12 protein-coding genes are annotated in these 11,858 nt (G+C 71.9%); 1 reads left to right on the plus strand and 11 read right to left on the minus strand.

The genetic code is table 11. The features are described from left to right. Positions 1 to 47 precede the first annotated feature (47 nt). From KOI47_RS31865 to KOI47_RS31915, 11 genes are all read right to left on the minus strand, one after another. Complete coding sequence (locus KOI47_RS31865; RefSeq protein WP_232376384.1) at positions 48 to 398, minus strand: hypothetical protein; 351 nt, start codon at positions 396 to 398, stop codon at positions 48 to 50. Positions 399 to 409: 11 nt separating this feature from the next. Beyond that, complete coding sequence (locus tag KOI47_RS31870) at positions 410 to 859, minus strand: DUF3093 family protein (protein WP_216210726.1); 450 nt, start codon at positions 857 to 859, stop codon at positions 410 to 412. Continuing rightward, positions 856 to 1,383 (minus strand): hypothetical protein, encoded by a 528-nt coding sequence (locus KOI47_RS31875; protein ID WP_216210728.1) that lies wholly within the window; start codon positions 1,381 to 1,383, stop codon positions 856 to 858. Before KOI47_RS31875 ends, KOI47_RS31870 begins: the two co-directional genes overlap by 4 nt. A 9-nt stretch (positions 1,384 to 1,392) precedes the next feature. Further along, positions 1,393 to 2,373: a porphobilinogen synthase gene (gene hemB, locus KOI47_RS31880; RefSeq protein WP_216210729.1), complete on the minus strand. Its 981-nt coding sequence runs from the start codon at positions 2,371 to 2,373 to the stop codon at positions 1,393 to 1,395. A 124-nt stretch (positions 2,374 to 2,497) separates the two neighbouring features. Beyond that, positions 2,498 to 4,030 (minus strand): bifunctional uroporphyrinogen-III C-methyltransferase/uroporphyrinogen-III synthase, encoded by a 1,533-nt coding sequence (locus tag KOI47_RS31885; protein WP_216210730.1) that lies wholly within the window; start codon positions 4,028 to 4,030, stop codon positions 2,498 to 2,500. A gap of 91 nt (positions 4,031 to 4,121) precedes the next feature. Further along, the gene (gene hemC / locus KOI47_RS31890; RefSeq protein WP_216210731.1) at positions 4,122 to 5,078 is read right to left on the minus strand and encodes a hydroxymethylbilane synthase; all 957 of its coding nucleotides are present in this window, start codon (positions 5,076 to 5,078) and stop codon (positions 4,122 to 4,124) included. Then, the gene (locus KOI47_RS31895) at positions 5,071 to 6,468 is read right to left on the minus strand and encodes a glutamyl-tRNA reductase (RefSeq protein ID WP_216210732.1); all 1,398 of its coding nucleotides are present in this window, start codon (positions 6,466 to 6,468) and stop codon (positions 5,071 to 5,073) included. The genes hemC and KOI47_RS31895 overlap by 8 nt, the downstream gene beginning before the upstream one ends. Beyond that, positions 6,468 to 7,358, minus strand: coding sequence for a redox-sensing transcriptional repressor Rex (locus KOI47_RS31900; RefSeq protein ID WP_216210733.1), 891 nt, complete (start codon positions 7,356 to 7,358; stop codon positions 6,468 to 6,470). Before KOI47_RS31900 ends, KOI47_RS31895 begins: the two co-directional genes overlap by 1 nt. Before the next feature lie 199 nt (positions 7,359 to 7,557). After that, on the minus strand, positions 7,558 to 9,105 hold the full coding sequence (locus KOI47_RS31905) for a molybdopterin-dependent oxidoreductase (protein ID WP_216210734.1): 1,548 nt from the start codon (positions 9,103 to 9,105) through the stop codon (positions 7,558 to 7,560). Between the two features lie 58 nt (positions 9,106 to 9,163). Then, positions 9,164 to 9,379 carry a glutaredoxin family protein gene (locus tag KOI47_RS31910; protein WP_216210735.1) on the minus strand — a complete coding sequence of 72 codons (216 nt, stop codon included), beginning with the start codon at positions 9,377 to 9,379 and terminating at the stop codon, positions 9,164 to 9,166. Positions 9,380 to 9,401: 22 nt separating this feature from the next. Further along, positions 9,402 to 10,961 carry an AMP-binding protein gene (locus KOI47_RS31915; RefSeq protein ID WP_216210736.1) on the minus strand — a complete coding sequence of 520 codons (1,560 nt, stop codon included), beginning with the start codon at positions 10,959 to 10,961 and terminating at the stop codon, positions 9,402 to 9,404. 185 nt (positions 10,962 to 11,146) lie between these two features. Here KOI47_RS31915 and KOI47_RS31920 point away from each other — a divergent pair, with 185 nt between their 5' ends. Beyond that, on the plus strand, positions 11,147 to 11,827 hold the full coding sequence (locus tag KOI47_RS31920) for a sigma-70 family RNA polymerase sigma factor (RefSeq protein ID WP_216210737.1): 681 nt from the start codon (positions 11,147 to 11,149) through the stop codon (positions 11,825 to 11,827). The last annotated feature ends 31 nt before the right edge of the window (positions 11,828 to 11,858 follow it).

Raw genomic sequence — 11,858 nt, forward strand, 5'->3', positions numbered from 1 at the left:
CGCCAGTCTGGCAAAGCCGGAAACCACGGCCACGCGGCGGCCCGATCTCAGCGGGCGTACCTGCGATGCTTGCGGCGGCGGGTGCGCACCGCGAGCAGCAGCTGGCGCAGGGCATCGACCAGCAGGATCGCGGCCACAGTGGCCAGGCCGATCGCGCCGCCGACCCAGTCGCCCGCGTAGCGGGTCGAGGTCAGCTCGGTGCCGTCGGAGAGCCGGGTGGTGATCGTGCTGACGGCGCTGGACCAGCAGGTCAGCGCCGCCCAGCAGGCCAGCGCGGCCAGCGCCAGCTCGAGCAGTGCGACCAGTGCCCGCCACGGCTGGTGCAGTGGCCCCGGGTTGTGCTCTGGCTCTTCCGGCCAGGCGGGCGCATCCGCCGGTGCGGAGGCGAGGTCGTTCATGAGGCGCAAGGTTATCCGGCTTCCCTTGCCTCGTGAAGCGCGCTACGCAACCGCGCATCGTCCCGTGCCCAGGCCAGCACCACGGAGCCGTCGTCAAGCCGGATGGGCACCTCGGTGTACTTGCGCGGGACGGTCCAGGCGCCGCCGAGCACCCGCGCCCCAGCCGGGGCACCGACCTCGTCCAGCTCGGCGATCCGCGCCACCGGCAGCGCCTCCCTGCCCTGCCACAGCGTGCTGGGGGTGACCCGGACCAGCAGGAAACGCCGCCGCGCGTACACCCAGACCATGCTGAGCAACAGCAGCACCACCCCGACGCCGACCCAGGCGAAGGTGTGTGTCGGCCCGCCGATGGACAGCTCGGCGAGGTACCCGGCCAGCGCGAAACCCGGGCCCCACAGCAGCGGGGCACCCCCAGCGCCCGGCTCGTGGTAGATCGTCGGTTCCCCGGCCGGTTCGGTCATCGGCGCGGTTGCCTCGGCAGCTTGGGGAAGTAGTAGGCGACGCCGGGCAGGTACATCAGCACCAGCGCGGCGACCGCGAGCAGGGTGGACAGGGTGGCGAAGATGACGTGCCCGAACAGCACGAACTGGAAGAGCACGGTCACCACCGCCAGCACGGTGAGCACCGAGCGGGCCGAGCGGGTGCCCTCCCGCGCCTTGTACGCGAACAGCACGAACAGTGCGGCGAAGGCGATCGAGCCGACCAGCACGCCCCAGAGGAAGGTGGTGGTTCCCGCGGCCACGTCCTCCGGGGTGATCCGATCGTCCCTGGTCTGCTCGAGCAGCTGTTCGATCACCTGGTCCTTGCTGATCAGGGTCAGCACGTAGCCGACGACCATCGAAAGACCCGCTCCGACCCAGAGGCCGAAGGAGATGTTCACCGCACGCGGTGGGTTCACCTCCCGTGGCGGGTCGCCGGGCAGGCGGGGCGCGGGCGGCATCCCGTCCGCGCGCCGCTGGTCGTCGGATTCCTCCGGGGTGCTCACGCCAGCACCCTAGCGGTCCCGGTCCAGCCAGGCCGCGGCCTCGGCCGCCCAGTAGGTCAGCACCTGGTCCGCGCCAGCCCTGCGGATCGAGGTCAGCACCTCCAGCACGGTGCGCTCGCGATCCAGCCAGCCGTTCGCGGCCGCCGCCTCGACCATCGCGTACTCGCCGGAGATGTTGTACGCGGCCACCGGCACCGGCGAGTGCTCGGCCGCGGCCCGCACGATATCCAAATAGGACAAAGCGGGTTTGATCATCACGAGGTCCGCGCCCTCGGCCACGTCCAGCTCGATCTCCCGCAGCGCCTCGCGGGCGTTGCCGGGGTCCTGTTGGTAGGTCTTGCGGTCGCCCTGCAACTGGGAGTCCACCGCCTCGCGGAACGGGCCGTAGAAGGCGCTGGCGTACTTGACCGCGTAGGCGAGGATGCCGGTTCCGGAGTACCCGGCGGCGTCCAGCGCGCGGCGGATCACCCCGACCTGGCCGTCCATCATCCCGCTGGGGCCGAGCAGATGCGCCCCGGCCTCAGCCTGGGCGAGCGCCATCGCGGCGTAGCGGTCCAGGGTGGCGTCGTTGTCCACCCCGCCGTGCTCGTCCAGCACCCCGCAGTGGCCGTGGTCGGTGAACTCGTCCAGGCAGGTGTCGGCCATCAGCACGGTGTCGTCGCCGAGTTCGGCACGCAGGTCGGCGAGGGCCAGGTTGAGGATGCCGTGCTCGTCGGTCGCCCCGGAACCGATGGCGTCCCTCGTGCTGGGCACGCCGAAGATCATCAGCCCGCCGACCCCTGCCCGTACGGCATCCACCGCCGCCTTGCGCAGGGAGTCCCTGGTGTGCTGCACGACACCGGGCATGCTGCTGATCGGGCGCGGCTGGCTGGCACCCTCGGCGACGAACATGGGCAGGATCAGCTGGCGCGGGCGCAGGGTGGTCTCGCTGACCAGGCGTCGCATGGCCGGGCTGACGCGAAGCCTTCGCGGGCGATGCTCGGGAAACACCCCCCGCACGGTACTCCCCCAGGCAGAGGCCCTGAACGGCACGTTGTGGACGTCAGACGTCCCGAACGTGGCGTTCGAGACGTTGAACGTCCCGAAAGTGCCGTTCAGGGCCCTTGGGCGGGCTTCAGGAGCGGCGGGTGCGCTTGGCCTTGCGGGGCGGGGGAAGGGCGCCCTCGGCCCGCAGCCGGGATGCGTGCTCGGCCAGCGCGTCCACCAGCATCACCACGTTCGGGTGCTCCGGCTGCACGTCCACCCGCAGGCCGAACTCCGTCGCGGTCTCCGCCGTCTTCGGGCCGATGCAGGCGACCAGGGTGCGGGCATGCGGCTTGCCCGCGATCCCGACCAGGTTACGCACCGTGGAGGAGGAGGTGAAGCACACCGCGTCGAACCCGCCGGTCTTGATCATCTCGCGGGTCTCGGCAGGCGGCGGCGCGGCCCGCACGGTGCGGTAGGCGGTCACGTCGTCGATCTCCCAGCCACGGTCGCTCAGACCGGCCGAAAGGGTCTCGGTGGCGATGTCGGCGCGCGGCAGCAGCACCCGGTCCACCGGATCCAGCACGTCGTCATAGGGCGGGAACTCCGCGAGCAGGCCCTCGCTGGACTGCTCCCCGGACGGCACCAGCTCCGGGATGATGCCGAAGGAACGCACCTTCTCCGCGGTGGACTCCCCGACGCAGGCGATCTTCACGCCGGAGAACGCGCGTGCGTCCAGGCCGAACTCCTCGAACTTCTCCCACACCGCGCGCACCGCGTTGGTCGAGGTGAACACCAGCCACTGGTAGCGGCCGTCCACGAGGCCCTTGACCGAACGCTCCATCTGCGCCGGGCTGCGCGGCGGCTCCACCGAGATGGTGGGCACCTCGTGCGAAGTGGCGCCGTGGCTGCGCAGCCGCTCGGCCATATCGCCGGCCTGCTCCTTGGTCCGCGGCACCAGCACCTTCCAGCCGTACAGCGCGCGGGACTCCCACCAGGACAGCTTCGAGCGGTTGCCTGCCTCCTCGCCGATGGTCACCACCAGCGGGCCGACCAGCTCACCGGCGTCGGCGGAGAGGGTGCCCAGCGTGCTGTCCACGGTGCGCTGGGTGTTGATGGTGCCGTTGCAGGTGACCGCGACCGGGGTGTCCGCGGGCTGACCCTTGTCCACCAGCGCGGAGGCCGCCTCGGCCAGGTGGCTGGAGGTGGCGTGCAGCACCAGCGGGCCGGGCACGGTCGCCAGCGCGGCCCAGTCCACCTCGCCGCGCACGTCCACCTCGGTGTGCGTGCCGCCGAGTGCGACTCCGGCGTAGGCGGGCACGGCCGCCCCTGGCGAGACCCCGGGCACCACGTCGAACACGGCGCTGGTGCGCGCCACGGCCTGCACCTCGGCCACCACGGCGGGCTGAGTCAGCGGGTCGCCACCGACCAGGCGCAGCACCAGCCTGCCCGCCTTGGCCTCGGCGGCGAGATCCTTGGCGACGTCGCCCGGCTCGCCGACGGCGGGACGCACCTCGGCCTCGGCACCGGCGTAGGCGAGCGCGGTGGAGGGCACGTCGGGATCGGTCACCACCAGCTCGGCCTTGGCCAGCAGTTCCTGGGCCCGAACGGTCAGCAGCCCGGCGTCACCGGGGCCCGAGCCCACGAAGGCGACGCGCCCGGTGGACTTTCGTGCGCGGGTCATCTCGTGTATTTCTCCTCGTCAGCGGCCGTGGCGACGCAGCCGGACGGCCAGTACCTACCTTGCGTGTGGCTTTCTTCGTCGGTGCTGTCGGTCACTGCGAGCCGCGGCCCGGACCGGAGAGTGCTCCGGCGCCGAGTTCGAGCAGCTCCGCGGCCACATCCCGGCCGAGCTGCTCCGCTTCGCCCTTCTCGGCGACAGCCGAGGCACGAAGGATCTCCACGGCCTCGCCGTCCATTCCCGCGGCGGCGACCCCGCGCAACGAGACCCGCTCCACCACGGAGCCGGACTCGTCCAGGTCCTCCACCACGTCGGCGAGCGCACCGACGGGTGCGCTGCAGCCGGCCTCGAGCGCGGCCAGCATGGCCCGCTCTGCCGTCACCGCGACCCTTGTCCCTTCATCGTCCACAAGGGACTGAAGAAGATGTTCCACGTCCACGTCGTCGACGCGGGTCTCCACCGCCAGCGCGCCCTGCGCCGGGGCGGGCAGCAGCTGGATCGGGTCCAGCGTCTCGGTGATCACGTTCAGCCGGTCCACCCTGGCCAGGCCAGCCCTGGCGAGCACCACCGCGTCCAGCTCGCCACCGAACACCTTGCCGATGCGGGTGTCGATATTGCCGCGGATCGGCACCACCTCGAGGCCGAGGCCGAGCCCGCGCAGCTGGGCGCTCCGCCGCGGCGAACCGGTACCGACGGTCGAGCCGGGCGGCAGCTCGGCGAGGGTGAGGCCGTCGCGCGCGATCAGCGCGTCCCTCGGGTCGGCCCGCTGCGGCACCGCGGCCAGCGCGATCCCGGGCTCCGGCGCGGTCGGCAGGTCCTTGTAGGAGTGCACGGCCACGTCCACCCTGCCCTGCGCCAGCGCCTCGCGCAGCGCGGAGGTGAAAACGCCGACCCCGATCTCGGCGATCGGGGCGCTGGAGCGGTCCCCTGGTGTCGAGATCGTGACGATCTCCACCTGCTGGCCAGCCTGCTCCAGTACCTTTGCCACGGCGCCGGTCTGCGCGAGGGCCAGCATGCTGCCCCGCGTCCCGATCCGGATGGTCCTATTCATTATCGCTTCCACCGTCCACACGCGACCCACCCTGCCGGGCGTCGCGGACGTCGATCTGGTCGTGTTTGGCCGCGCCGGACGGGCTGGCCACCGCGGCGGGCGCCTGCGGGTCGAGCCCGAACAGCTCGCGCAGCGCACCGGCATAGTCGGTGTCCGCGGTCTCCGCGGCCAGTTGCTTGACCCGCACGGTCGGCGCGTGCAGCAGCTTGTCGACCACCCTGCGCACCGTGCCTGCCAGCTCGGTGCGGACCTCCTCGTCCAGGTCGGGCAGCCGGTTGTCCAGCCGGAGCAGCTCGGCGTCCACCACCTCGGCCGCGCGCTTGCGCAGCGCGGTCACGGTCGGGGTCACCTCGGCGCTGCGCTGACCCGCGAGATAGTCCCGCACCTCGTCCAGCACGATGCCGGTGGCCTTGGCGATCTGCTTGGCGCTGCTGGTGCCCCCGGAACCGTCGGCAGCGGCGGCGTCCATCCGGCGCCGCACGGTCTCCAGGTCGACCACCCGCACCCCGGGCATCCGGTCCACCTCGGGCGCGACGTCCCGCGGCAGGCCGAGGTCGAACACCACCAGCGGGTCGCCGGAGCGGGCCGCGAGGACCCCCTCGACCAGGCCGGACTCCAGCACTGCGCCCTGCGCCCCTGTGCAGCACACCACGAGATCCGCCGCGGCGAGCTGCTCGGCGAGCGAGCCGATGTCCGCGGCCCGCGCGGAAACGCCCTGCTCGACCAGCGACTCGGCCAGCCGGTCGGCGTTGGCCCTGGTGCGGTTCACCACGGTGATCTCGCCGATGCCGTCCTTGCGCAGCTGGGACGCGGCCAGCGCGCCCATCGAGCCCGCGCCGACCACAACGGCACGCTTGCCCGCGACCGCGGGCGCCTCGGCCAGCGCCTCGGACACCACGGAGGCACCCAGCGCACCGAGGCCGGTCTCGCTGTGCACCCGCTTCCCGACCCGCAGCGTGGTCTGGACCAATTCGTGCATGGTGCGGCCGACCGTGCCTGCCTCGCGCGCCGCGGCGTAGGCCGCGCGCACCTGGCCGAGGATCTGGGTCTCGCCGACCACCATCGAGTCGAGCCCGGCCGCGACCGAGAACACATGCTCCACCGCGGCACCGGCGTAGTGCACGTACAGCTTGTCGTAGAGGTCGGAAGGCTCCAGCCCGGCCTGCCGGGCCAGCACGGTGGAGATGTCCGCGAGCCCGCCGTGGAAGGTCTCCACCACCGCGTAGGCCTCGATGCGATTGCAGGTGGAGACCAGCATCACCTCGCCGACATGCTGGGCCTGCTGCAGTTCGTGCAGCACCTTGTCCAGCTCGTCCGCGGGCACCGTGGCCTTGGCCAGCATGCCGAGATCGGCGGTGCGATGGGAGAGCCCCACTGCCAGCACGCTCATCACCGCACCACCATTCCGTCCATACCGTCCATGCCATCCAGGCTGTGCCCCGCGTCCAGGCCCGTCCCGGCCTGCGGGGAACCGTCCTGCGCCGGTTCCGCGCCATCGGCCCTGCGGGCCACGTGGAAGGACAGGATCTGCAACTCGACCGCGAGGTCGACCTTGCGCACCTCGACATGTTCGGGCACTTGCAACACCACCGGCGCGAAGTTCAGGATGCACTGCACCCCGCCGGCGACCAGCCGGTCACAGACGGACTGCGCCGCGGTCGGCGGGGTGGCGATGACCCCGATGGAGATCTGCCGCTCGGCGCATACCGCCGGGATGTCGTCCAGATGTGACACCGGTAGCCCACCGACGGGAACGCCCATCAGGTCCGGGTCGACGTCGAACAGCGCCTCGACCGGGAAGCCCCGCCCGGGGAAACCGCCATAGTTGGCCAACGCATGACCAAGGTTACCGATTCCCACCACGGCGACCTTGTGTTTGCGGGTCAGCCCGAGCGTGCGCTCGATCTGGCCGACCAGCACGGCCACGTCGTAGCCAACCCCGCGGGTGCCGTAGGAGCCGAGGTAGGACAGGTCCTTGCGCAGCTTGGCGGAGTTCACCCCGGCGGCGGAGGACAGCTCCTCGCTGGACACCGTGGTGGCGCCCTGGTCGGCCATGGCGGAGAGCACCCGCAGGTAGACGGCCAGCCGGGCGACGGCGGCCTCCGGGATGGACTTCGCCCTCGCGGCGACCGGGTCGGCGCCCTCGGGGACCTGTCCGTTCTGCTCCACCGCGAGCATCTCGGCCGTCGGTGCGTTGTCGGCGTCGGGGGTACCGGCCGCTCCGCCGGTGCGCTTGTGCGCGGCCTTGGCGCCGTTTCGCCGGCCCCGCTGTGCCACCACGCTGGCCTCTCCTCGTCAGTCGGCCACGGCCGACCGCATCGCTCGTTCGGAAAACAATCCTTGACCCCACGGCCGTCCCGGTGTTCGATATTCCGCCAGCCGTTCGGGGCCTCGTCATACGGTAGCTATTTGTGAACGCAGGCACAAAGTGGCTGGTCGGGCCGCATTGACGGGTTGAGTCCAGTTCAGGAACGGTTCTTCAGCGAGTGGTGAAGGCCACGGTGTGCCAGCCGGTCGCGCCGTCCGGTACCACCCCGGTGCGCTCCCCGGTCTGCACATAGCCGGACCGGTCGGTGGCGCGGCAGGAAACCCGGTGCTCCCCCGGTGGGACCTCCAGCTCCACCCGCCACATCCGCCAGGTGTCCACGTTCACCTCGGTGCCGAGTTCGGCGCGCTGCCATTCGCCCTCGTCCAGCCGCACCTCGACCCGCGCGATGCCGACGGTCTGCGCCCACGCGATTCCGGCCACCACCACCCGGCCCGCGGCGAGCTCGTCCCCGGAAGCCGGGGAGTCGATCCGGGACTGCGTCTTCACCGGTGCCCGCCGGGCCCAGCCCCGGTCCAGCCAGTACGCCCTGCGCGCGTCCCAGGTGGTGATCTCGATCTCGCGGACCCATTTGGTCGCCGAGACGTAGCCGTACAGGCCGGGGATCACCATCCGGGCCGGGAAGCCGTGCTCCACCGGCAGCGGCTCCCCGTTCATCCCGATGGCCAGCAGCGCACCGCGGTCCGGCTCGAGCGCGGCGGCCAGCGGGGTACCGCAGGTCCAGCCGTCCTCGCTGGTGGAGAACAGCTGCTCGGCACCGGGCCGGATACCCGCCTCGCGCAGCAGGTCGCCCAGGTCCACGCCGAGGAAGTTCGATGTCGAGATGTACGGCCCGCCTACCTGGTTGGAAACGCAGCAGAGGGTGATCGTGCGCTCGACCAGCGGCCGGGACCGGATATCGGCGTAGCTGAAGGTCAGCTCCCGCTCGACCATGCCGTGGATGCGCAAGGTCCAGTCCGCGGCCCGCAGCTGCGGCACGATGATCGCGGTGTCGATCCGGTAGAAGTCCTGGTTGGCGGTGAGGAAGGCCGGGGTGCCCTGCGCGGCGAAGTCCGCCCCCGCGGGGATCGGCGGCGCGGGCCGGGCCGCGGTGAGGCCGCCGACCGCCCGGCGCGAGCCCTGCGCGTCGGTGCCGCTGCCGATCAGCTGGCCCGCAAGGCCGGCGACACCCGCGCCCGCGGCAACCCCGCCCGCGCCGAGCAGGAACCGCCGCCGATCCGGGGCCGCCGGATCGATATCGCTCGTCCCGGCGCGGGCGAGCAACCAGCGGAAGGTCAGCACCCCGGCGAGCAGGGCGGCCGCGGGAGCGGCCAGCGCCGCGGACCCGAGGTCCGGCCTTCCGTGCACGGCGAGCCCGCCGAGCAGGCCGGCCGCCACGATCAGCACCGTGCCCGGCAGCGGGCCACGAAGGGAAAGTAACCCGGCCAGCGCGGCGAGACCGAGCAGCACCAGTGCCATCCCGAGCAGCAGCACCAGCTTGTCGTAGGTGCCGAAGGCATCGACCGCGAAGTCCTTGAGCCAGCTCGGGGTCAGGTCGATCGCCGCGTTGGCGACCGCGAGGTACGGCGAGGCGTTGATGCCGATGAAGGCGGCCACCAGATGCCCGGCGCCCAGCGCCGCGACCAGCGCGAGCACCCCGGCCAGCATGGCGTTCCCCGGCGGTGGCTTCGCGGCGCCCGGTTCGGTTACGGCTGAGCTCATGCCTCCATGGTCGGAGCACCGACCCGGCCGGGCCCAGCTGATCGCCCTTACGAGTGCCTTACGCCAGCGCCCGGCGCAGCCGGTCCTCCTCCACCGCCCAGTAGCCGTGCTCCGCGTCGTCCACCAGGATCACCGGCACCCGGTCGCCGTACTCGGCCCGGTGCTCGGGGTCGGCATCCACGTCCACGGCCGACCAGGGCACGCCCAGCTCGGCGCAGATGCGCTCGACGTCCCGCTCGGCCCGCTCGCAGGCCGGGCAGCCCTGCCTCGTCATCACGGTCACCCGGTGCACGCGCTCACTCTCCCACGCGCAGCTGCACCCGGCGCAGCTTGCCGGTCGGCGAATGCGGCAGTTCCTCGACGAACTCCACCGTGCGCGGCACCTTGTAGCCGGCCAGCTCGGCCGCGCAGTGCTCGATCACCTGCTGCGCGGAAAGGGCGGAACCGGCCGCGGGCACGAGCACCGCCTTCACCGCCTCACCGGTGCGCTCGTCCAGCACCCCGACCACGGCCACCTCGGACACCCCCGGCAGGCGGCCGATCACCTCCTCCACCTCGTGCGGGTACACGTTGAACCCGTTCACGATGATCAGGTCGCCGGCCCGGTCGACCAGGTGCAGGTCGCCGTCCACGTCCAGGTAGCCGACATCACCGGTGCGGTACCAGCCCTCGGCGTCCGGACCGTGCGCCCCGTCCGGCCAGTACCCGGAGAACAGGTTCGCGCCGCGCACCGAGACCAGTCCGGTGCCCAGCGAGGCGCCGTCCTCATCGCCGAAGACGTCATCCGGGTCCGCCGGGTCCAGCGGTACCGCACCGCTCTCCCCGTCGCTGTCCACGAGGCGCAGCTCCACCCCGGGCAGCGGCCTGCCGACCGAGCCCGGTTTCGGGTAGCCGGTGACCAGGGTGGAGGTCACCACCGGGGCGGTCTCGGTCAGCCCGTAACCCTCGTAGACCCCGAGCCCGATGGCGCCGCGGATGGCGGCGAGCACCTTCGGGTGCAGCGGGGCGGCCCCGGAGGTCAGCCTGCGCACGGTGGCCAGCCCGGTGCCGAGTTCGTCCGCGGGCAGGGCGGCGAGCGCGGAATACATCGCGGGCACCCCCGCGATCGCGGTCACCCTGTGCTCGGCGCAGGCGGCCAGCGCCTTGCCCGCGTCGAACCGTTCGGCAAGCACCGTGGTGGCCCCGACCGAGGTGGCCATCAGCAGCCCAGGGCCGAGCCCGTACACGTGAAACAGCGGGATCGCAAGGAACAGCCGGTCGCTGTGCTCGAGCACCGGCGGGCTCACCGCCGCCAGCTGGGTGACATTGGCCAGCAGGGCGCGATGCGACAGCATCACGCCCCTGGACGGCCCGGTGGTGCCGGAGGTGTAGGAGATCACCGCGATGTCCTCGCCGGCACGCCCCGGCGCGACCGGCGCGGGGCTGCCATCGGGGGCGAGCACCGGCTCCAGCGCGCGTACCCCAGCGGGCAGTTCGAGGTCGTCCGGTCGCCTGGTGAGCAGCAGGCTCGCCCCGCTGTGCGCCAGCAACCCGTGCAGCTCGGCCGCGGGTCCCTGCGGGGACAGCGGAACCGCGATGCCGCCCGCGCGCAGCACGGCGTACAGCGAGATCGCGAAGGCAGCCGAGGTCGGCAGCCGGACCGCCACCCGGTCCCCCGCGCGCACGCCCGCCGCGCGCAGCTCGCCTGCCTGCGCGTCCACCGCCGCCTCCACGCCCGACCAGGTGAGCGCCGTGCCGTCCACGGTGTCGATCAGGGCGGGCGAGTCGGGCCAGTGCCGCGCCGCCAGGGTGACCAGATCCGCCACATTGCCGCCGCTCGGTACCGCCACCGCGCAGCCCCTTTCGGTCGAGTGCATGAGCGCACAGTGTTGTTCAAGTCTGGCATTCGCATCCCCCGTCATGGTGAGTCTGCGGGTTCGTCTCCCGTTCGCAATCAGATCGGCACTACCTACTTCCGGGTAACTACCCGTATGCTGCGGTACGCGCCCGGGTGGCGATCATCACTCGGGGCTGGTGGAGAAGGCTCGGGAGGTGCGACCAGATGAGCCTGCAAGTCGCCGTTTCGGCAGGCCCTGCGCTGGTAGCGCGCCGTGTCCCGGACGCGGCCGCGCCGGTGGACCGGTTCGTGCCCCAGGCTGCGCCCGATCCGACCGCGGAGGCATGGGAGCTGGTGCACGCCGCGCAGGACGGGGACACCGAGGCCTTCGGCAGGCTGTACGACCGCTACGTCGAGGTGGTGTTCCGTTATGTCCTGTTCCGGCTCGGCGACCGCGACCTCGCCGAGGACGTCACCAGTGAGACCTTCCTGCGCGCCCTGCGCCGGATCACCTCGGTCAGCTACCAGGGCCGCGATGTCGGCGCCTGGTTCGTCACCATCGCCCGCAACCTGGTGCTCGATCACGTGAAGTCCAGCAGGTTCCGGTTGGAGATCATCACCGACGAGGTGATCGAGGGCGGCTCCGCGGCGTTCACCGGCGCACAGCAACGGCCGCAGGTGGGTCCCGAGCAACAGGTGCTGAACCGGGCCACCCAGGCCGAGCTGTTCCGCTGCATCGCCAGCCTCGGCGAGGACCAGCGGGAATGCATCGTGCTGCGGTTCCTGCAGGGGCTTTCGGTGGCCGAGACGGCCGAGATCATGAACCGCAACGAGGGTGCCATCAAGGCGCTGCAGCACCGCGCGGTCCGCCGGTTGGCGCAACTGCTGCCCACCGGTCTGCGCTGACAGCCTGTTGACAAATCGAAGATAGCTGCCT

Origin of the sequence: Amycolatopsis aidingensis, assembly GCF_018885265.1 — a bacterium.
Taxonomy (GTDB): domain Bacteria; phylum Actinomycetota; class Actinomycetes; order Mycobacteriales; family Pseudonocardiaceae; genus Amycolatopsis; species Amycolatopsis aidingensis.